The 21,435-nt window shown below is 71.4% G+C and carries 18 protein-coding genes; 8 read left to right on the top strand and 10 right to left on the bottom strand.

Features of this window, described 5'->3' with window-relative positions; all coding sequences use genetic code 11:
- Positions 1–191: 191 nt before the first annotated feature.
- Together ACZ46W_RS35185 and ACZ46W_RS35180 are read right to left on the bottom strand one after the other, a co-directional pair.
- Positions 192–854 carry an HAD family hydrolase gene (locus tag ACZ46W_RS35185; protein ID WP_468346463.1) on the bottom strand — a complete coding sequence of 221 codons (663 nt, stop codon included), beginning with the start codon at positions 852–854 and terminating at the stop codon, positions 192–194.
- A 57-nt stretch (positions 855–911) separates the two neighbouring features.
- On the bottom strand, positions 912–1,418 hold the full coding sequence (locus tag ACZ46W_RS35180; protein WP_366131260.1) for a DUF6912 family protein: 507 nt from the start codon (positions 1,416–1,418) through the stop codon (positions 912–914).
- 276 nt (positions 1,419–1,694) lie between these two features.
- Between ACZ46W_RS35180 and ACZ46W_RS35175 the strand changes: the two genes are divergently transcribed.
- Positions 1,695–2,156 carry an Rv3235 family protein gene (locus tag ACZ46W_RS35175; RefSeq protein ID WP_468346460.1) on the top strand — a complete coding sequence of 154 codons (462 nt, stop codon included), beginning with the start codon at positions 1,695–1,697 and terminating at the stop codon, positions 2,154–2,156.
- 74 nt (positions 2,157–2,230) lie between these two features.
- On the opposite strand, the gene secA is transcribed toward ACZ46W_RS35175, so the two are convergent.
- On the bottom strand, positions 2,231–5,053 hold the full coding sequence (gene secA, locus ACZ46W_RS35170; protein WP_468346458.1) for a preprotein translocase subunit SecA: 2,823 nt from the start codon (positions 5,051–5,053) through the stop codon (positions 2,231–2,233).
- Positions 5,054–5,305: 252 nt separating this feature from the next.
- Here secA and ACZ46W_RS35165 point away from each other — a divergent pair, with 252 nt between their 5' ends.
- Positions 5,306–5,884, top strand: a complete 579-nt coding sequence (locus tag ACZ46W_RS35165; RefSeq protein ID WP_468346456.1) for a GNAT family N-acetyltransferase — start codon at positions 5,306–5,308, stop codon at positions 5,882–5,884.
- 30 nt (positions 5,885–5,914) lie between these two features.
- Positions 5,915–7,114, top strand: coding sequence for a winged helix-turn-helix domain-containing protein (locus tag ACZ46W_RS35160; RefSeq protein WP_468346454.1), 1,200 nt, complete (start codon positions 5,915–5,917; stop codon positions 7,112–7,114).
- On the opposite strand, the gene ACZ46W_RS35155 is transcribed toward ACZ46W_RS35160, so the two are convergent.
- From ACZ46W_RS35155 to mtnA, 7 genes are all read right to left on the bottom strand, one after another.
- Entirely contained in the window at positions 7,107–7,880 is a 774-nt protein-coding gene (locus tag ACZ46W_RS35155) for a response regulator (RefSeq protein ID WP_468346452.1), read from the bottom strand. The two genes, ACZ46W_RS35160 and ACZ46W_RS35155, sit on opposite strands and share 8 nt — an antisense overlap.
- Before the next feature lie 190 nt (positions 7,881–8,070).
- Positions 8,071–8,757 carry a ribosome hibernation-promoting factor, HPF/YfiA family gene (hpf, locus tag ACZ46W_RS35150; protein WP_126887861.1) on the bottom strand — a complete coding sequence of 229 codons (687 nt, stop codon included), beginning with the start codon at positions 8,755–8,757 and terminating at the stop codon, positions 8,071–8,073.
- 332 nt (positions 8,758–9,089) lie between these two features.
- Positions 9,090–9,818 (bottom strand): ComF family protein, encoded by a 729-nt coding sequence (locus tag ACZ46W_RS35145; RefSeq protein ID WP_468346449.1) that lies wholly within the window; start codon positions 9,816–9,818, stop codon positions 9,090–9,092.
- A gap of 119 nt (positions 9,819–9,937) precedes the next feature.
- Positions 9,938–11,794: an LpqB family beta-propeller domain-containing protein gene (locus tag ACZ46W_RS35140; RefSeq protein ID WP_468346447.1), complete on the bottom strand. Its 1,857-nt coding sequence runs from the start codon at positions 11,792–11,794 to the stop codon at positions 9,938–9,940.
- Complete coding sequence (gene mtrB / locus ACZ46W_RS35135) at positions 11,784–13,790, bottom strand: MtrAB system histidine kinase MtrB (RefSeq protein ID WP_468346445.1); 2,007 nt, start codon at positions 13,788–13,790, stop codon at positions 11,784–11,786. Before mtrB ends, ACZ46W_RS35140 begins: the two co-directional genes overlap by 11 nt.
- A 1-nt stretch (position 13,791) precedes the next feature.
- Positions 13,792–14,481, bottom strand: a complete 690-nt coding sequence (mtrA, locus tag ACZ46W_RS35130; protein WP_187740742.1) for a two-component system response regulator MtrA — start codon at positions 14,479–14,481, stop codon at positions 13,792–13,794.
- A 4-nt stretch (positions 14,482–14,485) separates the two neighbouring features.
- Positions 14,486–15,643 carry an S-methyl-5-thioribose-1-phosphate isomerase gene (mtnA, locus tag ACZ46W_RS35125; protein ID WP_468346442.1) on the bottom strand — a complete coding sequence of 386 codons (1,158 nt, stop codon included), beginning with the start codon at positions 15,641–15,643 and terminating at the stop codon, positions 14,486–14,488.
- A 182-nt stretch (positions 15,644–15,825) separates the two neighbouring features.
- On the opposite strand from mtnA, the gene ACZ46W_RS35120 reads away from it, so the two are divergent.
- From ACZ46W_RS35120 to ACZ46W_RS35100, 5 genes are read left to right on the top strand one after another with little or no spacing between them, the layout of a single operon-like run.
- Positions 15,826–17,070: a DUF7847 domain-containing protein gene (locus ACZ46W_RS35120; RefSeq protein WP_468346440.1), complete on the top strand. Its 1,245-nt coding sequence runs from the start codon at positions 15,826–15,828 to the stop codon at positions 17,068–17,070.
- A 40-nt stretch (positions 17,071–17,110) separates the two neighbouring features.
- Positions 17,111–17,764: a DUF4129 domain-containing protein gene (locus ACZ46W_RS35115; RefSeq protein WP_468346471.1), complete on the top strand. Its 654-nt coding sequence runs from the start codon at positions 17,111–17,113 to the stop codon at positions 17,762–17,764.
- Positions 17,761–18,981 (top strand): DUF4350 domain-containing protein, encoded by a 1,221-nt coding sequence (locus ACZ46W_RS35110; RefSeq protein WP_468346438.1) that lies wholly within the window; start codon positions 17,761–17,763, stop codon positions 18,979–18,981. The genes ACZ46W_RS35115 and ACZ46W_RS35110 overlap by 4 nt, the downstream gene beginning before the upstream one ends.
- Entirely contained in the window at positions 18,978–19,961 is a 984-nt protein-coding gene (locus ACZ46W_RS35105) for an AAA family ATPase (RefSeq protein ID WP_468346436.1), read from the top strand. The genes ACZ46W_RS35110 and ACZ46W_RS35105 overlap by 4 nt, the downstream gene beginning before the upstream one ends.
- Before the next feature lie 10 nt (positions 19,962–19,971).
- On the top strand, positions 19,972–21,282 hold the full coding sequence (locus ACZ46W_RS35100) for a DUF58 domain-containing protein (protein ID WP_468346469.1): 1,311 nt from the start codon (positions 19,972–19,974) through the stop codon (positions 21,280–21,282).
- Positions 21,283–21,435: the final 153 nt, after the last annotated feature.

Here is a 21,435-nt window from a genome sequence, read left to right as displayed (position 1 = left end):
GCACGAGCCCTGCGGGTGGGGCCCAGCCCTCACCGGCCCGTACTACGCACCCCCACCGCCCCGCACCCGCCAACGAGAAGACCCACACCGGCTCCCCCACACGGCCAGCACGGACCCCACCGCGGGCGAACCCCCACCGCCCCGCCAACGCACCGCCCCGCACCCCGCCCGGGGCTGGCGGCCCGCAAGGGCTACGCCACCAGCTCCTCCGCCACCGCCACCGCCTCTTCCAGCGTGTCCACGACCGGCACCCCCGCCGCCTCCAGGCTGGCCCGGCTGTGCGAACCGCCCGTGTACAGCACCGCCCGCGCGCCCACGTGCGCCGCCGCCACCGCGTCGTCCGCCGCGTCCCCGATCACGACGATCCGCTCGGGCGCCACGCCCTCCAGCGCCACCAGGTGCCGCACCATGTGCTCCGCCTTGCCCGCGGTCGAGTCGCCTATCCGCCCGTCCACCCGGACGAACCGCTCCTCGATGCCGTGCCGGCGCACGATCGGCACCAGCAGCTCGTGCGGCGCCAGCGACAGCAACGACTGCGTGAGGCCCGCCGCCTGCCGCGCCGCCAGCAGCTCGGCCGCGCCGTCCGCGAGCCCGCACACCTCGGCCCGCACCCAGTAGTGCCGGTGGAACGCCTCGTCCATCACGAGCCACTCCGCCTCCGTCGGCATACGGCCCATGAGCCGCTCGTAGAACAGCGGAACGGGCACGCAGTACAGCTCGCGGTACCGCGCGAGGGTGATCGGCTCCAGGCCTATCTCCTCGAACGCGGCGTTCGTCGCCCCGATGACCGCGTCGATGTCATCGAGCAGCGTGCCGTTCCAGTCCCACACCAGGTGCGTGTCGCGCTTCCCCATGCCCAAAAGGTACCGGCCCGCTCTGACAACCGGCCCTCACCGGCCGTAGCCCACCGCTCAGCCGATCAACCCGGGAATCTCCTGCACCCCGAACCACAGCAGCTCATGGTCCTCCGCCCCGTCCACCACGAACTGCGCGTCGTCGTCCCCGTGATCCGCCGCGCCCAGCGCCTCCGCCGCGGCCGCCACGTCGGCCTCCGCGTCGTCGGCGTCCGCGTGCACCGCCGCCGCCTTGGCCAGTGGCACCGCCCGCGCGATCCGCACCTCGCCCACCGACGACGGATCGAGCGCACCGTCGGGGTCGGCGGTCGCCGCCCCGTCGGGTACGTCGACGGCCACGACGACCCTCCGCCGCGCCGCGGACGGATCGGCGGCCAGCATCCGCAAGGACGCTGCGGCGGCCCGGCTCAGCGCGGCGTACTCCAGCTCCTCGATGTCGTCGGAGACGTACCACTCGCGCAGCCCGGGCGTCACCGCGTACGCGGTCAGGGGGCCGGGCCCCAACTCGCCCGCCTTGTGCGCCTGTGCGAGACCGGGAAGGGTCAGGGGGACGTAGACGCGCATGGCAGGCCGCTTTCGTAGTCGGGAGACGCCCTCAGGATACGTGCGGAGTCCCCCTTCGGGCCCGGCGACCACCGGGCCGCTCCGTCCACCCGGCACCCCGTCGCCTTGCGCGACCCCGCACGCCGGAGCGCCCGTCGCCACCCGGATAGGTGATCCGCCCGCGACTTCGACGGCCGCTTCCGCGCCGATTGCGGCAGCCCTTCCCGCCCCCGTAAAAGATCACCACCGCAAAGTTACCGCCCGGTAGAGAACCGGGCCCCACGGACGGGGGCGATCATGAGCACCACCGCAACCAGGACGACGTCCGGCCCGGCCCGCCGCCGGAACCAGCGCGGCCCCGGCACGGTCCGCCCCGGCTCACCCCGCCCGGCCGTCGGTGGCCCCGGGACCCGCACCACCACTCCCGGCCGCCGGCCGCTCCCGCCCCACATCCTCTTCGCCGAACGGCTGCTCGCCGTCCTCAGCGGTGAGCGCCCCGTCCACTGGATGCTCGGCCAGACCGTCGGCGAGGCGTACGACCAGTTGATCAGGCTCGCGCCCACCACACCCCTCCGGGCGCGCGGCGCACGGCCGGTCATCCGCCGCTGCGGCGGCTTCCCGCTGCGCCCGGGCGTGGTCGAGGCGTACGCGAGCATCGCGGCGGGCGAGCAGGTCCGGGCGATGGCGTTCCGCCTGGAACAGGGCACCGACCGCAAGTGGCGCTGTGCCGCCGTCGAACTCGGCGGCGAGCGCCACTGACGGCACGGCAACGGGGCCGGGCACGCGACACCCGTCACGCACCCGGCCCCGAGAACAGCCCTTGTACCGGAGGGCTACTTCTTACGGCGACGCCCGCCCTTCTGGGCCTTGCGCCGCTCCGCACGCGTCATGCCGTCCGCCGCGGACCGGGCCGCGCCCTCGCCGTTCTCGAAGTCGCCCTCGATGATGTCGCCCTCGCCGTCGACCTTCGGCGCGGAGAAGTGCAGCCGGTCCGGCCGCTTCGGGGCCTCCAGGCCCTTGGCGCGGATCTCGGGGCGCCCGGCACCCGCCTGCGCCGGTACGGCGTCCTCCTTGGCCAGGGACGTCTTCGCGGCGGCGTCCTGCACCGGGACCTCCTCGACCTGCTGCTCGACCTGGACCTCCAGGTTGAACAGGTAGCCGACGGACTCCTCCTTGATGCCCTCCATCATCGCGGTGAACATGTCGAAGCCCTCGCGCTGGTACTCGACCAGCGGGTCCTTCTGCGCCATCGCGCGAAGGCCGATGCCCTCCTGGAGGTAGTCCATCTCGTAGAGGTGCTCGCGCCACTTGCGGTCCAGCACCGAGAGCACCACGCGCCGCTCCAGCTCACGCATGATCTCCGAGCCGAGCTGCTTCTCCCGCGCGTCGTACTGCTCGTGGATGTCCTCCTTGATGGACTCCGCGATGAACTCGGCGGTGATGCCGGCCCGGTCGCCGGCCGCCTCCTCCAGCTCCTCGATGGTGACCTTGCACGGGTAGAGCTGCTTGAAGGCGCCCCACAGCCGCTCCAGGTCCCACTCCTCCGCGAAGCCCTCGACGGTCTCCGCCTCGATGTACGCGTCGATGGTGTCGTCCATGAAGTGGCGGATCTGCTCGTGCAGGTCCTCGCCCTCCAGGACACGGCGGCGCTCGCCGTAGATGACCTCACGCTGCCGGTTGAGCACCTCGTCGTACTTCAGGACGTTCTTGCGCGTCTCGAAGTTCTGCTGCTCGACCTGCGACTGCGCGGACGCGATCGCGCGCGTGACCATCTTGTTCTCGATCGGTACGTCGTCGGGAACGTTGGCCATCGACATCACGCGCTCGACCATCTGCGCCTTGAACAGCCGCATCAGGTCGTCGCCGAGCGACAGGTAGAAGCGGGACTCGCCGGGGTCGCCCTGACGGCCGGAACGACCACGGAGCTGGTTGTCGATACGCCGCGACTCGTGCCGCTCGGTGCCCAGCACGTACAGCCCGCCGAGCGCCTTGACCTCCTCGAACTCGGCCTTGACGGCGAGCTCGGCCTTCTCCAGCGCGGCCGGCAGGGCCGCGGCCCACTCCTCCACGTGCTCGACCGGGTCGAGCCCGCGCTGGCGCAGCTCTGCCTCGGCGAGGTCGTCGGGGTTGCCGCCGAGCTTGATGTCGGTACCGCGGCCGGCCATGTTGGTGGCCACGGTGACGGCGCCCTTGCGGCCGGCCTGGGCGACGATCTGCGCCTCTCGGTCGTGCTGCTTGGCGTTGAGCACCTCGTGCGGGATGCCGCGCTTGGAGAGCTGCTGCGACAGGTACTCGGACTTCTCGACCGACGTCGTACCGACGAGGATCGGCTGGCCCTTCTTGTGCTTCTCCTCGATGTCGTCGACGACCGCGGCGAACTTGGCGACCTCGGTGCGGTAGATCAGGTCCGACTGGTCCTTGCGGATCATCGGCTTGTTCGTCGGGATCGGGACGACGCCCAGCTTGTAGATCTGGTGGAACTCGGCGGCCTCGGTCATGGCCGTACCGGTCATGCCGGACAGCTTGTCGTAGAGGCGGAAGAAGTTCTGGAGGGTGATCGTGGCGAGGGTCTGGTTCTCGTCCTTGATGTCCACCCCTTCCTTCGCCTCGATCGCCTGGTGCATGCCCTCGTTGTAGCGGCGACCGGCGAGGATACGGCCGGTGTGCTCGTCGACGATCATGACTTCGCCGTCGATGACGACGTAGTCCTTGTCCTTCTTGAACAGTTCCTTGGCCTTGATGGCGTTGTTCAGGTACCCGACGAGCGGGGTGTTCACCGACTCGTAGAGGTTGTCGATGCCCAGCCAGTCCTCGACCTTGGCGACGCCGGACTCGTGGATGCCGACGGTGCGCTTCTTCTCGTCGACCTCGTAGTCACCGGTCTCCTCGATGCCCTTGAGGGGGTTCCCGGGCTCGCCCCTCTTGAGGCGGGTGACCAGCTTGGCGAAGTCGCCGTACCACTTGGTGGCCTGGTCGGCCGGACCCGAGATGATCAGCGGCGTACGGGCCTCGTCGACCAGGATCGAGTCGACCTCGTCGACACAGGCGAAGTTGTGGCCGCGCTGGACGAGCTCGTCCTTGGACCACGCCATGTTGTCGCGGAGGTAGTCGAAACCGAACTCGTTGTTCGTTCCGTACGTGATGTCGCAGTTGTACATCTCGCGGCGCTGCGACGGCGACATGTTCGCGAGGATGCAGCCGACCGACAGGCCGAGGAACTTGTGGACCCGGCCCATCATCTCGGAGTCGCGCTCGGCCAGGTAGTCGTTGACCGTGATCAGGTGCACGCCCTTGCCGGACAGCGCGTTCAGGTACGCCGGCAGCGTGCCGACGAGGGTCTTGCCCTCACCGGTCTTCATCTCGGCCACGTAACCGAGGTGCAGCGCGGCGCCGCCCATGAGCTGGACGTCGTAGTGGCGCTGGCCGAGCACGCGCTTGGCGGCCTCGCGGACCGTCGCGAAGGCCTCGGGCATCAGGTCGTCGAGGCTCTCACCGTCGGCGTACCGCTGCTTGTACTCCTCGGTGAGCGCCCGCAACTCGGCGTCGGAGAGGTTGACGAAGTCCTCTTCGATGGAGTTGACCTGGTCCGCGATGCGGTGCAGTTTGCGCAGGATCTTGCCTTCGCCTGCACGCATGAGCTTGTTGAAGACGGACACTGAGGCTGGTCTCCTTGCCGGTCGGGCCTGGCACTGGGTCTTGTCATGGACACTGGCACGGGCACGGCAGGTGGGCCCCACCGCAACGGCCATCGTAAGCGAGGACGCCACCACGCCGGGAGGTCCGCGCCCACCTGGGCCGACCGCCGCGCCGACATGCCGCCCGCAAGGAGAACGCGCGGGGCGCTCGGAAGGTGCCGCTGAACCCGAAAAGTGTTCGCCCGTCCGCCGGCGCCCCACGACAATCCCGTCATGGAGACCGTCACCCTCACCACCGACCGCCTGCTGCTGCGTCCGTTCGCCGCCGAGGACGCGGACGCCGTGTACACCGCCTGCCAGGACCCGGACATCCAGCGCTGGACGACCCTCCCCTCCCCGTACGAGAGGCATCACGCCGAGGACTTCCTCAGGACCGCGCCCGACGGCTGGCGCACCGGCTATGACCTCGATTTCGCGGTCCTGACCCGTGAGGGCGGCACGCTCGTGGGCGCCGCAGGTGTGCGCGGGCACTCGGGCGTGTGGGAGATCGGCTTCTGGACGGCCAAGGAGCACCGCGGCAACGGCTACGCCACGGAGGCCGTCGCGTCCCTGGCCCGGTGGACCCTCACGACGACGAGGTGCATGCGCCTGGTGTGGCGCGCCGAGGTCGGCAACACGGGATCGCGCACCGTCGCCGAAAGGGCCGGCTTCACGATCGAGGGCACCCAGCGCGCGGGCCTGCTGAACAAGGGCACCGCCCGCGATGCGTGGGTCGGCTCGCTCCTCCCCTCGGACCTCGGCCTGCCGAGCACCGTGCCCTACCTGCCCGCCCCGTCCCGGCCGACGGCCTGACTGTCAGTGCCGCCCTCTATCGTGCCGGGCATGACCACGCTGCCGAGCCCGACCGCCGAACTCTCCGCCGACGAGGCCCGTCGTATCGTGCTGCGCGCCCAGGGCTTCCTGGGGGCGCCGGACCGCCGCGCCGGGGTGCGCGGCGTGCTGCGCCGGCTGGGCGCCGTCCAGCTCGACACGATCTCGGTGCTGGCCCGCTCCCACGAGCTGATTCCGTACGCACGGCTCGGCGCGGTCGGCCGCAAGACCGTCGACGCGGCGTACTGGACCACTGCGTCCATTGGCGCGTCTCCGACACCGCCCCACGCCTTCGAGTACTGGTCGCACGCGGCGTGCATCCTGCCCATCGAGGAGTGGCCGCACTTCGCCTTCCGCCGCCGCGCCTACCGCGAGCGCCCGCAGTGGCACCACGACCTCCCGGACGGCGCCTACGACACGGTGATCAAGCAGTTGCGCGCCGAGGGCCCGCTGACCGCCACGGAGCTGGGCGGCGCGAAGAACGGCGGCGAGTGGTGGGACTGGTCCGCGTCGAAGGTCGCCGTCGAGCGGGCCCTGATGTACGGGGAGGTGGTGTGCACCGAGCGGCGCGGCTGGAAGCGGGTGTACGACCTGGCCGAGCGCGCCGTCCCCGACGGCCTGCTGCACGACGAGCTGGACGACACCGAGTGTCTGCGCCGGCTGGTGCGGCTGGCCGGGCAGGCGCTGGGCGTGGGCACGCGCGCGGACATCGCCGACTACCACCGGCTCAAGGGCGAGCAGTTCGACGCGGTGGTCGCCGACTCGGGGCTGGTGCCGGTGCGGGTGCAGGGCTGGGACAAGCCCGCCTGGGCGGACCCGGAGGCGCTGGCGAGCGTGCCGCGCGGCCGCCACCGTACGACCCTGCTGTCGCCGTTCGACTCACTGATCTGGGAGCGGGCGCGCACGGAACGGATCTTCGGCTTCACGCACCGCCTGGAGGCGTACGTCCCCAAGCAGAAGCGGATACACGGCTACTTCGCGATGCCGCTGCTGGCGGGCGGGCGACTGGTGGGCCGGGTGGACCCCGCCCGCGAGGGGACGACCCTGGTGGCCAGGCAGGTGTCGCTGGCCTCCCCCAAGGCCGTGGCCCCGATGGCCGAGGCGCTGCGGGAGGCCGCCGAGTGGGTCGGCTGCGACGCCGTACGGATCGAGCGCGTCGACCGCCCGGAGCTCGCCCCCGAGCTGGTCTCGGCCCTGGCCCGGCTCACCTGATCTCGAGGATCTTCTCGCGCATCGCGTAGACCACCGCTTCCATCCTGGAGTGCAACTGGAGCTTCTCCAGGATGTTGCGCACGTGGTTCTTCACGGTGTTCTCCGAGATGAACAACTCCTTGGCGATGTCCCGGTTGTTCATGCCCGTGGCGACCAGCTTCAGGACCTCCAGCTCGCGGTCGGTCAGCCGGGGCGCCGGGACGAGCCGGCGCTCGTCGGTGCGCTGGATCATCGACTTGAACTCGGTGAGCAGCTTGGACGCCATGGACGGGCTGATCTGCGACTGGCCGTCCGCGACCGCGCGGATGGCGGTGGCGACCTCGTCGGTGGAGATCTCCTTGAGCAGGTAACCGGTCGCGCCCGCCTTGATCGCGTCGTAGAGGTCGGCCTCCTCGTCACTGATCGTCAGCATGATGATCTTGGCGCTGGGGGCGACCTCCTTGATGGAGGTGCAGGCCTCGATACCGCCCCGCTTGGGCATGCGGACGTCCATCAGCACGATGTCCGGCAGCAGGTCGGCGGCCTTGTCGACGGCTTCCGCGCCGTCGCCCGCCTCGCCCACCACCTGGATGTCCTCCTCCTGCGCGAGGACGATCTCCAGACCTCGGCGGAAGAGGGCGTGGTCGTCCACGACCAGGACCCTGATGGGCTCCTTGCGGGGCGCGCCGCCGTCCGTGTCGCCGCCGGCGCCGCTCCCGCACCCCGCTCCGCCCACCGGGGCGTCGGAGCCGCCCGGGTGGTGCACCGGGCCGAAGCTGTCCGCCATCGTTCCTCCCCCTGCAGGCCTGCCTGACGTTCATGTGCGGTACGCCAACCTCGGCCCCGGGGGCATCGGTTGGCGTGCCCCGCCATGATTTCATGCCCGGACGGCGAAGCGGTGATCCTGTGGTCGCACGGTGGTGCCCCTGGGGGCGCACACGGCGCTCCAGGGGCACCACCGGGTGCTTCAGGCGCCGTCAGCCACCGAGGGCGCCACCCGCACCGCCTGCCTCGGAGCCGGCCAGCGGGTCGCTCTCCAGGTGGATGACGCCGTAGTCATAGGCGTGTCGTCGGTAGACGACGCTGGGCTGCTTGGTCTCGGAGTCGACGAACAGGTAGAAGTCGTGCCCGACGAGCTCCATCTCGTAGAGAGCCTGGTCGAGCGACATCGGGGCGGCCGTGTGGGTCTTCTCGCGGACCACCAGAGGTCCTTCGCCCCGCACTTCCAGCGAGCCCATCCGCTTCGTGGGAACGGACTCGCGCTCCTCCACCGCCACGGCGCCGTTCCCGTTCAGGCGGGCGACGCCCGGAACCGCGTCGGCGACCTCCGCGGCCGAGAGACGGCCGTTGCCACGGCGGGTGTGGCGCTTGTCGTGCTGCTTGCGCAGCCGCGCCTCGAGCTTTCCCGTCGCGAGGTCAAGGGCTGCGTAGGGGTCGCCTGCCGCCGCCTCCGCCCGGATCACCGGCCCCCGGGAGTGGAGGGTGATTTCCACGCGGTCGGACCGGTCCGCCTGCCGCGGGTTGTGTTCCTTGGACACCTCGACGTCGAGGCTGATCACCTTGGCGTCGAGCTTCTGGATCTTCTCCAGCTTCAGCTTCTCGGCCACGTGCTTGCGGAACCGCTCGGGCACCTCGGTCTTGCGGCCTTTGACGACGATGTCCACGCAGAACTCCGTTCCCGGATCGCTCCTGCCGGCCCACCGGCCGGCGAGCATCTCCCTTTTGCACCAGACCCCGGTGAGTACCGGAGCCTCGGACTTGGCGACTCGACCTCCTCCTCCCCCGTCGGCAAGATCCCCACCCCACCACCTTGGATGTCCTGACCGTCCCCGGAAACTGGCCGGAAGCACGGCAGTGCATTCGGTGAAGCGCGGCTTTCGCCATTCCTCACACCCGAACATAGCTCGCTCGGACGGATGTCGGCACCCGCTATCCGCACGAACCTCCGATCAGGTGTTTTTGCCCTCTCAGTAGCTGCAACGTTGCAAGTTCCCCGTCAGTTCCGGTTTATTTCGAACGACATCGCCGGGGCGGCGACAACCGCGGCGCTCACCTGTACGAATCCCGGGAATTGCGGCTCCGCACCGGCACGCAGTGCCCGTGCCGCCTCGACGAGCGAAGCCCCGGTGGTCATGAGATCGTCGACCAGGACGGGCCGGCCGGCCCCGAGCAACCGTCCCCCGCCGGCCGTCACCTCCAGGGCGCCCGCCAGGTTCGCCAGCCGCTGCCGCGCGCCCAGACCGGTCTGGTCCGCCACCGCCCGCCGCTGCCGCAGCACCGGCAGCACACGCGCGGCCCGTCCCGTACGCCGCAGCTCGGCCGCCGCCGCCAGCGCCAGCCGCCGCGCCGCGTCATGGCCACGCGCCCGCACCGCGCGCCGCGCGGAAGGGACCGGCACGAGGAGCAACGGCCCGCCGCCCGAGTCCCCAGAAGCCGCCACAGAGGCCCTCACGGCCCCCGCCAGCGCGACGCCCAGCGGCCGGGCCAAGCCCAGCGCCCCGCGCTCCTTGTGCCCGAGCAGCACCACCCGTACCGCGTCCGCGTACGGCGCCGCGGCACACACCACCGGCAGCCCCACCGGCTCCGGCACCGGCCTCACCCGCCGTCCACCCGTACCGCACAGCGCCCGGGCGCACATGTCGCACAGCGCCGTACGGGGCCGCCCGCACCCACCGCAGGCGAGCGGCAGCACCAACCCGACGATCTCCGGCCACCACCAGCGCATACCTAACGGTCCCAGCCGCCCGGCCGGGCATCCACCCCTGTGGAAAACCCACGCCCCTCGCGCCCGGCCCCGGGCCGGCCCACACGGCCCCGAGGCCGGCTCCCGGGGTCGGGGACGCGTCAGCCCGGGTAGACGGGGGACGTGCCCTTTTCAACCATCGGCTGCCAGTTCGCCCCCGCCCGCAGCCGCACGATGCCGTCATCGGCGGATGCCGCTACCAGGGGGGAGCGCTCGTCGTTCGCCGCCGCGACAACCTTCACCTGGTTCAGCCCCGGAATCGCGGCCGCCGAGGTGGAGCCGTCCGTCTGGATGTAGCGCACCTGCTGCACCCCGCCCGCCAGCTTGCCCAGCACCACCAGCCGGCTCTGCCCCGCCCACGACACCGACGTCACCGACTCCATCCGGGGGGCGATGGCCTGGAGGTCCACGACCTGGACGGTCTGCTTCGCATCGGAGCCATGCCGCTCGACCCGCCCGATATGCAGGGTCGTCTTGCCGTCCTTGGTCAGCAGCAGCGCCATGCGCACCCCGTCCTCGGACACCCGCAGCGCCTCGATCCGCCATCCGTCGGCGAGCCAGGGAGCGGTGACCGGCACGGGCTCCGCGGAGTCGTCCGGCACGTACAGCAGCCGCGGGTTCGCCGGGTCGCGGTCGGCGACCCACAGGCCGCCCCGGCCGTCGAAGCTGGGCGCGGACAGCCGGTCCTCCCGCCTGGGACCGTTGCTCCGCACCAGCGGCTGCGGAAGCTCCACGTCCGCGTCCGAGACCACGGAGGCCACCCGCAGGTGACGGTCCTCCTCCGAGACGGCGGCCGCCCGGCGCTCGTCGCGGGCGACGGCGACCTTGCTGACCTTCACCGCCCCGTTGCCGAACGGCCCCTGCACGGGCGACGGGCTGCCCACGTTCTCCGCCCCGGCGTCGAGCTTCGCCAGCCGCCCCGACGCGTCGAGGAAATACGGGTTCTCATGGAGGCCGCCGGAGGGAGCGGCCCGGTAGTTCTCCTTCTGGCTCTCCTCCAGCAGGCAAAGCCTGCGCCCGTCCTCGCTCTGCAACTCGACCTGCGACACCCGGGTGGACGCCAAATCGCCCACGGTGAACAGCAATTGAGCCGCCATCCGCCGGCACGTGCCGTACCCGATATTGTCCGCCTTTTTATTGAGCGGCACCTTCAGCTTGTTCTGTTCGTCGGGCGTCAGGGACGTGACGCCGTCCTTCAGCGCGACCCCCGTGGGGAAACTGGAATCCACCACCGGGTCCAGCCAGTTCGTCGGCCCCTCCAGCAGCGCCTTGACCGTCTGCGCCACCGGGTCCATCCGCGTCACAGGATCCTGCCGCTGCCGGATGTACACCGGGTCGGCCACCACCCAGTGGCGGCCGGAGGCGAAGTAGTACGTGTTCACCGAACGGTAGTTGCGCTGGAAGTCCGACTCTCCGAGCAACAGCCCCGGAGGCAGGCCGTCGATGCGCCACTCCTTGCCCTTGCCGTCCGGACCGGGCGCCTGCACCAGTTGGATCGCCCCCGCGTACTTGGCCCGGCCCACCGGCTGGTAGGCGTGGCGGCTGTCCACCGTCGCGATCTGCTCGCCGTGCAGGGAGTAGACGAGGCGTTCCTGCGTCTCACGGATACCGCTGCGCTCCCGCCTGCTGACCGGGGCGGCCATGAGCACCGTGGTGCTCTCCTCGGGCTTCCACTCCCCCGCCGCCTTCTTGGTCAGGTACGTCCGGGCCGTCGCGAACCCCGGGTCGTCGCCGGTCATCGCCTCCAGGAACCCGTTGACGATCTCGTCCGGCTCCGCGTTCTCCCGTGGCGACACCGGATACACCCGCACCTGCGAGTCCCCGGGGTTGGACGCCTTCACCGGGGAGACGTCCCCGCTGTCCGGCATCGAACCGCACCCGGCCAGCAGCACACCGCATCCGAGCAGCGCGACTGCGCGCACCGCCGGTCCACGGCCGCGACGACGCTCAGCGCCCACGAGTCGTACCCTCCCGCTTCGCTTCCTGCCCCGTGGACGAGGCGTCCTCGCCCGCCCGCTCACCGGCTCCACGCGCCACGACTCGCGACCCGTTCCCGGGCAGGGCCGTGGGGTCGGCGGCCACCTGCGCCGCCTGCCGGGGCGGCAGCGACGTACGCGCCGGGCCGGGCAGCCCGGGACGGGCCGATCCCGCAGCCTGCCCCGGCACCGTCGGCAGCCGGCCCGTGCCTTGCGACGCCTCCTCAGCGGCCGCCCGCTCCCGGTTGCGCCGCGAGTCCTCCGGCTCCAGGGGTATCGGCGAACCGCGCAGCGGCTCGTCCGCCGTACGCGGCAGCGTCAACCGGAACTGCGAACCGCCTCCCGGCTCCCCCCACGCCTGCAACCAGCCACCGTGCAGCCGGGCGTCCTCCACCGCGATCGACAGCCCCAGCCCCGTACCACCGGTGGTACGCGCGCGTGCCGGGTCCGCCCGCCAGAAGCGGTTGAACACCCGCGTCGCCTCGCCCGGCTTGAGCCCGACGCCGTAGTCGCGCACCGCGACGGCGACCGCACCGCCCGCGGCGGCCATGCGCACCACCACGTCCCGGCCCTCACCGTGCTCCACCGCGTTGACGACGAGGTTCCGCAGCACCCGCTCGACGCGGCGCGCGTCGGCCTCCGCGACCACCGGCTGCTCGTCGCCCACCACGAGGATCCGGCCGCCCTTGCGCTCGGCCAGCGGCTCCGCGCCGCCGATCACCCTGCGGACGACTTCGCGCAGGTCTATCGGCTCCGCCTCCAGCGCCGCCGCGCCCGCGTCGAAGCGGCTGATCTCCAGCAGGTCCGCCAGCAGCGACTCGAACCGGTCCAACTGGTCGCCCAGCAGCTCCGCCGAGCGCGCCGTCACCGGGTCGAAGTCCTCCCGCGCCTCATGAATGACATCGGCCGCCATCCGCACCGTGGTCAGCGGCGTACGAAGCTCGTGCGAGACGTCCGAGACGAACCGCCGCTGCATCCGCGACAGCTCCTCCAGTTGCTGGATCTTGTGCTGGAGGTTCTGCGCCATCTTGTTGAAGGCCTCGCCGAGCCGGGCGATGTCGTCCTCGCCGGTGACCTTCATCCGCTCCTGCAACCGGCCCGCCGACAGCCGCTCGGCGATCCCGGCCGCCATCCGTACCGGCGTCACGACCTGCCGCACCACCAGCCACGCGATCGCACCCAACAGCACCACCACGAACAGCCCGGCCGTCGCCAGCGTCGTCTTGACCAGAGCGAGCGAGTCCTCCTCCTGCGTCAGCGGGAAGAGGTAGTACAGCTCGTACGAATTGCCGTCGATGTCGTTGAGACGCTTGCCGATGACCAGCCCGGCCTCCGACGGCTTGCCGTCCGAGTAGTTGATCCGGGTGTACGTCTGGTACGTCCCCGGCTCGCGCGCCACCGACTCCCGCAGCTTCACCGGAATGCTCCGCGCCGGCTCCACACCGCCCGAAGCCCGCGCACCACGGCTCGGCGCCGTGCCCTCCGTGTCGGAGCTGAGAGCCACCACGTTGAACGCGCCCTGGCCGCCGCTCGCGAGCTGCACGACCAGATCGGACCGCCAGTTCAGCGACGCCCCCGCGGTCCCGCCGTCCGGCCCACCCGCGCCCTGGTGCTCGTCCGCCTGCGTCTGGGCCGCCGAGAACCCGCCCGACGCCTGGCTCTGCGCCGCCCGCTCCTTGGCGTCCAGCAGACCGTTGCGCATCTGCCCGATGACCACGAACCCGAGCAGCAGCACCACCCCGAGCGACATCAGCAGCGTGCCGACGACCACCCGCAACTGGATGTTCCGCCGCCACAGCCGCACGGCCGGCAACAGCGGACGGCGAAGCAGCCGCACCAGGAGCCGAAGCACCGGGCCACCCGGCGCCCCGTCCTGGAGCAGACGGCCCGGCCGCCATGGCTGACGCCCCGGCCCGGCAGCCCGCCCCGCACGGACTCCCGGGTTCCCGGGCTTCGGAGCAGCACTGCCGCGGGACATGTCAGCTCGGTCCGGCCTTGTAACCGACACCACGGACGGTCACGACGATCTCCGGCCGCTCGGGGTCCTTCTCGACCTTGGAGCGCAGCCGCTGCACATGGACGTTCACCAGCCGCGTGTCCGCGGCGTGGCGGTAACCCCACACCTGCTCCAGCAGCACCTCACGGGTGAACACCTGCCACGGCTTACGGGCAAGCGCCACCAGCAGGTCGAACTCCAGCGGAGTCAGCGCGATCGACTGCCCGTCCCGCTTCACGGAGTGGCCCGCCACATCGATGACCAGGTCACCGATGGTGAGCTGTTCCGGCGCGGGCTCCTCCGACCTCCGCAGCCGCGCCCGGATCCGGGCGACCAGCTCCTTCGGCTTGAACGGCTTGACGATGTAGTCGTCGGCCCCGGACTCCAGCCCGACCACCACGTCGACAGTGTCGCTCTTGGCGGTGAGCATCACGATCGGCACTCCGGACTCGGCGCGGATCAGCCGGCACACCTCGATGCCGTCCCTGCCGGGCAGCATGAGGTCCAGCAGCACCAGGTCCGGCTTGGCCTCCCGGAAAGCGGCAAGTGCCTTGTCGCCGTCCGCTACGAACGACGGCTCGAAACCCTCACCACGCAGCACAATCCCGAGCATCTCGGCCAGTGCGGTGTCGTCGTCGACGACAAGGACGCGTCCCTTCATAATCGACATCATCCCATTAGCTAATCGTTACCTGGCGTGACCTGGCACACAGCTCGGCAATTCCGCCCCCGGTGACCGGGGACACCACCCCCAGTTCGGTGACGATCGCCGTCACCAGTTCCGGCGGCGTGACATCGAACGCGGGGTTGTACGCCTGCGTCCCCAGCGGCGCCACCGGCAGCCCGCCGACCGCTCCCGCACCGGCTCCACCGGCCGCCACCTGCGGCGGCGCGGTGAGCTCCGTGACCTCCTGTCCGGCCCGCTGCTCCACCTCTATGGACGCCCCGTCCGCCGTGTGCGGATCGATCGTCGTGACGGGCGCCACCACGATGAACGGCACATGGTGGTACCTGGCCAGCACGGCCAGCGGATAGCTTCCGATCTTGTTCGCCACCGAACCGTCGGCGGCGATCCGGTCCGCCCCGATCAGCACCGCGTCCACCTCCCCCGCCGCGAACAGTGAGCCCGCCGCGTTGTCCGTGAGCAGCGTGTACGGCATGCCATTGCGGGCCGCCTCGTACGCCGTCAGCCGCGCGCCCTGCAACAGCGGCCGCGTCTCGTCCACCCACAGCCGCCGCAGCCTGCCCGTCCGGTGCGCCTCCAGCGCCACGGCGAACGCGGTCCCCTCCCCGCCCGAGACGAGCGCCCCGGTGTTGCAGTGGGTAAGGATCCGGTGACCGCCGCCCGGCAACATCTCGTCCAGCAGCGCCAGCCCGTGCCCTGCCATCAGCGCACTCGCCTCGGCGTCCTCCCGGTGCAGGTCCCTGGCCTCCGCCAGCGCAGCCCCGGCGGCCCGCTCCCGGTCCTCCCCCTTCTCGAGCGCCACCCGGTACGCGCCGACCGCCCGCCGCACCCCGTACCCGAGGTTCACCGCGGTGGGCCGCGCCCCCGCCAGCAACGCGGCCGCCTCCTCCACGTCGTAGCCCCGCACGGCGGCCAGCGCCACGCCGTAGGCACCGGCAATCCCGAGCAGCGGCGCGCCCCGCACGGCGAGTGTCTGGATCGCCCGGACCAGCGCCGGCACATCCGTGCAGACCAGCTCGACCTCCTCGGCGGGCAGCCGCGTCTGGTCGAGGAGCACCACCACGGGCCCTTCAGGAGGCTCCTCCCAGCGCAGTGAGGGCAGCGTGGGCGGTTCGGCGACGCCAGGGGTTTGTGCGTACTGATCAGCCATCCGCCCAGTCTGCCCGCTGAACCACCGACAATGAAGGTGCCGAGGACATCCGACCCCAGGCCCGCCCGCGGACGGCGCGTGGCACCATGGCTGCCAACCTGCCGCCCCACGAAGCGGCCCGGCACCGTGACCGAGCCGGCTCGACGAGCCGGCACCGCGACGAATTCACGAGGTGGACGACCGTGAACGACACTCCGGGCTGGGCCTCGCCCGGATCCTCGCCCTCCGACGGCCAGGGCGCCGACGTCCCACAGCCGGCCGAGCCCTCCGACGCGCCCGGCGCGACCTCCAAGTGGTCCAAGGACCAGCCCCCCGCCGCCCAGTGGTCCCCGCCCACGGCGCCCGGCGGGCCCGGCCCTGTGCCGCCCCACGCGCCGGCCCCCGGCTGGGGCGGCGGCCCATACCCGGGCGGTCACTACCAGGGCGGCTGGGGCAGGCCACCGGCCGCCAAGCCCGGCGTGATCCCACTGCGCCCGCTCGGCGTCGGCGAGATCCTCGACGGCGCGGTCTCCACCCTGCGCGCCCACTGGCGCACCGTGCTCGGCATCACGCTGACGGTCTCCGTCATCACGCAGATCGCCGACATCCTCCTCCAGCGCTACCTGGTGCCGGCTCCCCCGAAGCTCAGCGCGGACCCCACCCCGCAGGAGACCCTGGACCAGTCGGTCGAGTCGCTCAAGGCGAGCCTGATCTCCCTCGGCCCCACGATGCTCATCACCCTCATCGGCACCTCCATCACCACCGCCCTGCTGACCATGGTGATCAGCCGTGCCGTGCTGGGCCGCCCGGTGACGCTCTCCGACGCCTGGCGGGAGGCCCGCCCCCGGCTCCCCCAGCTCTTCGCCCTGACCCTGCTGCTGCCGCTGCTGAGCGCCGCCATCATGACCGTCGGCCTGCTGCCCGGGCTGCTCCTCGGCGGCCCCGAAGGCGCGATGCTGGCCGCCGTGGGCGGCATCGCCGCCGCCGTCGTCATCCTCTGGCTGCTGGTCCGGTTCAGCCTCTCCTACGCGGCACTGATGCTGGAACGGCAGGGCGTGATGGCGTCCCTGCGGCGCTCGGCCAAGCTGGTCCAGGGCACCTGGTGGCGGATCTTCGGCATCCTGGCGCTCACCATGCTGCTGATGTTCCTCATCTCGATGATCATCGCCATTCCGTTCACCCTGATCGCGTTCGCGGTCGACGGAAACGGCCTCGGCGGCCTGCTCACCGGCACGGCCCCGGAGTTCGGCTGGCCCTTCCTGATCATCACCGGCGTGGGAGCGGTCATCGCCGCCTCGATCACCTACCCGATCTCCTCGGGAGTCTCCGTCCTCCTCTACATCGACCAGCGCATCCGGCGGGAGGCCCTCGACCTGGACCTGGCCCGAGCCGCCGGCGTACCCGGATACGGCTCCCCCTCGCCCGGCGACACCACCCCCAGGAGCTGATGCGGTGCCGATCACGGGGGGCCTGACGACGGCGTGGCCCATGGTCCACGCGAACGACGACGTACCGCTGGACACCCCCCGCGTCCCCGCCCGCGAGGCGGCGGAACGGGAACTGTCCAAGCCCATGTACCACGAGAACGACCCGAACCTGCTCCAGCGCGCGCTCGACAGATTCTGGGACTGGGTCGGCGGGCTCTTCGACTCCGCGTCGGGAGCCACCCCCGGAGGCCCACTCGGACTCGTGGCGATCGCCCTCGTCGTCCTGGCCCTCGTCGGCGCCCTGTGGTGGCGGCTCGGCACTCCGCAGCGCACCCCCGCCACCTCGGACTCCCTCTTTGACGACCGCACCCGCAGCGCCGCCGAACACCGCTCCGCCGCCGAAGAGCACGCCGCCGCCGACCGCTGGAACCAGGCCGTCCAGGAACGGATGCGAGCCATCGTGCGCTCCCTCGAAGAACGCACCATCCTCGATCCACGCCCCGGCCGCACCGCCGACGAGGCCGCCGCCGATGCCGGCCGTCCCCTGCCCGCCCACGCGGACGAACTCCGGGCCGCCGCCCGCGCCTTCGACGACGTCACATACGGCGGCCGCTCCGCCGACCAGCGCACGTACCAGCGCCTCAAGAACCTGGACACCGCCCTGGAGCGGGCCAAGCCCCAACTGAGCGACGCCACCCGAGGAGCGGCCGGATGACCGCCACCTCCGCCGCCTCGCCCACCTCGACGTCCCTCACCGCCCATCAGATCTGGGCACGGACCAGGGGGCTCCTGCTCGCCCTGGCCATCCTCATCCTCGCGGGCATCGTCATGGCCCTCCTGCGTTCGGACGCCCAGCACGGCCAACTCGACCCCCGCTCCGCCGACCCCACCGGCTCTCGCGCCATCGCCGAACTCCTCAAACAGCGCGGTGTCACCACCCGTGTCGTCACCACCCTCGACGAAGCCACCAGCGCGACCGCACCCGACACCACACTCCTCGTCACCACCCCCGACCTGCTGACGGACCACCAGCAGAGCGTTCTGCGCAGCGACATGGACACCGCAGGCGGCCGCACGGTCCTCATCTCCGCCGGCACGCCCTCCGTCGGCACCCTGGCGCCCGGAGTGAACACGGCCCCCTCCGCCCCGGTCTCGGTACTGTCCCCGCAGTGCTCGCTGCCCGCCGCCGAGCGCGCGGGCGACGCCGACCTCGGCGGCGAGCGCTACACGACCGGACTCCCCGGCAGCGACGCCTGCTACCCCAGCGACGGCATGCCCACTCTTCTGCGGATCAACGGCCCCGCAACAAGCGACACGGTCCTCCTCGGCGCCCCCGACATCCTCTACAACGAACGGCTGGACAAGCAGGGCAACGCCTCGCTCGCCCTCCAACTCCTCGGCTCCCGGCCTCATCTCGTCTGGTACCTCCCTTCGCTCAGCGATCCCTCTGCCGCCGGTGGCAGCGGTGACAGTGACGGCCGCGAGGAAGACGCCGGCGAACGCGGCTTCCTCGACCTGATCCCCTCCGGCTGGCTGTGGGGCACCCTCCAACTCGCCCTCGCCGCCGTGCTCGCCGCCGTCTGGCGCGCCCGCCGCCTCGGCCCCCTCGTCACCGAACAGCTCCCCGTCACCATCCGCGCCTCCGAATCCACCGAGGGCCGCGCCCGCCTCTACCACCGCGCGAACGCCCGCGACCGCGCGGCCACCGTCCTGCGTGCCGCGACCCGCACCCGACTCGCTCCCCTCCTGGGCGTCCCCGCCACGGAAGCCCACTCCCCCGACGCCCTGCTCCCCGCCGTATCGGCCCGGCTTGCCGCCGGGGACAGAGACCTCCAGAACCTCCTCTTCGGCCCGGCCCCCAGCGACGACGCCGCGCTCATCCTTCTCGCAGACCAACTCGACGCCCTCGAAAGAGAGGTACGCACCTCATGAGTGCCCCGACCCCCGAGACCCCTGAGAACTCGGACAGCGCCCGCTCCTCCCTGGAAGCGCTGCGCACCGAGATCGCGAAGGCCGTGGTCGGGCAGGACCCCGCTGTCACCGGACTCGTCGTCGCCCTTCTCTGCCGTGGCCACGTCCTCCTTGAGGGAGTGCCCGGTGTCGCCAAGACGCTGCTCGTCCGCGCACTCGCCGCATCTCTCGAACTGGACACCAAGCGGGTCCAGTTCACCCCGGACCTGATGCCGAGCGACGTCACGGGCTCCCTGGTCTATGACGCCCGGACCGCCGAATTCTCCTTTCAGCCCGGCCCGGTCTTCACCAACCTCCTGCTCGCCGACGAAATCAACCGCACACCACCCAAAACTCAGTCATCGCTCCTGGAAGCGATGGAGGAGCGCCAGGTCACGGTCGATGGCACTCCCCGCCCGCTCCCCGAGCCCTTCCTGGTCGCCGCCACCCAGAACCCGGTCGAGTACGAGGGCACCTATCCGCTGCCCGAAGCCCAACTGGACCGCTTCCTGCTGAAGCTGACGGTCCCTCTGCCCTCACGCCAGGACGAGATCAACGTGCTGACCCGGCATGCCGAGGGCTTCAACCCGCGCGACCTGCATGCCGCCGGCGTACGCCCCGTCGCCGGTCCCGCAGACCTGGAAGCCGCTCGGGCCGCCGTCGCCAAGACCTCCGTCTCCCCCGAGATCGCCGGCTACGTCGTCGATATCTGCCGTGCCACTCGTGAATCCCCCTCGCTCACTCTCGGCGTCTCCCCGCGAGGCGCCACCGCCCTGCTCTCCACCGCCCGCGCCTGGGCCTGGCTCACCGGCCGCGACTACGTCATCCCGGACGACGTGAAAGCCCTGGCCCTGCCCACCCTGCGCCACCGCATCCAACTGCGCCCCGAGGCCGAGATGGAAGGAGTCACCCCCGACTCCGTCATCACGGCGATCCTCGCCCACGTCCCCGTTCCCCGATGAGGCAGTGACCGTGGCCCTCACCGGACGAACCGCGCTCCTCGCCGCCATCGGCTCGCTCCCCGTCGGCATCCTCGCCCCAAGCTGGACGGGGATGCTCGCGGTCAACGCGCCCCTCTCACTCGCAATTCTGTGCGACTACGCGCTCGCCGCGCCAGTGCGAACGCTCCAGTTCACCCGAAGTGGTGACACACGCGTTCGACTCGGTGACAGAGCCGAAGTCCACCTCACCGTCACCAACCCGTCCCGGCGCCGCCTGCGCGCCCACCTCCGCGACGCCTGGCCGCCCAGCAGTTGGCTCCCCGGCACCGAGCAGGCCGCATCCCGGCACACGCTGACGGTCCCCGCCGGCGAGCGCCGACGCCTCACGACGATCCTCCGGCCCACTCGCCGCGGCGACCGTCACTCCGAACGCGTCACGGTCCGCTCCTACGGACCACTCGGCCTCGCCGCCCGCCAGGGCCACCACAAAGTCCCCTGGACGGTACGCGTCCTGCCCCCCTTCACCAGTCGCAAGCATCTTCCGTCCCGGCTGGCCCGCCTCCGCGAGCTCGACGGCCGCACCAGCGTCCTCATCCGAGGCCAAGGCACCGAGTTCGACAGCCTCCGCGAATACGTCCCCGGCGACGACACCCGCTCCATCGACTGGCGCGCGACGGCCCGCCACACCACCGTCGCCGTACGCACCTGGCGCCCCGAACGGGACCGCCACATCCTCATCGTCCTCGACACCGGCCGCACCTCGGCCGGCCGCGTCGGCAACGTGCCGCGCCTGGACGCTTCCATGGACGCCGCGCTCCTCCTCACCGCCCTCGCCTCACGAGCCGGTGACCGAGTCGACCTCCTGGCCTACGACCGCCGCGTCCGCGCCCGCGTCCAGGGCCGCTCGGCCAACGACATCCTCCCGGCCGTCGTGAACGCCCTGGCCCCGCTCGAACCGGAGCTGGTGGAAACCGACGCTCACGGGCTCAGCTCTGCCGCTCTCACCAACGCCCCGCGCCGCTCGCTCATCGTCCTTCTCACCAGCCTGGAAGCCGCCCCCATTGAAGAAGGCCTCCTCCCGGTCCTTCCGCAGCTCACCAAGCGGCACACCGTTCTCGTGGCCTCTGTCTCCGACCCTCACACGGAAACGATGACGAAGGCACGCGGCAGCGTCGAAGCGGTCTACGAAGCCTCCGCCGGCACACAGAGCCAGGCCCAGCGCCGCCGGACGGCGGAACAGCTCCAGCGCCACGGCGTCACGGTCGTGGACGCGACCCCCGACAATCTCGCACCGGCCCTTGCCGATGCCTATCTCGCCTTGAAGGCAGCGGGCCGCCTCTGACACTGGGCTGAATACCAGGACGGACAGACCGGGAGAAAGGGCTGGCCGCCTGCCCGTAAACGCAGAAAAGCCCCGCACCATAAGGTGCGGGGCTCTCCCACAATAATTGTTCGGCGGCGTCCTACTCTCCCACAGGGTCCCCCCTGCAGTACC

This window comes from Streptomyces sp. NPDC031064 (genome assembly GCF_055570965.1).
This window is presented reverse-complemented; position numbering and strand designations above follow the sequence as displayed.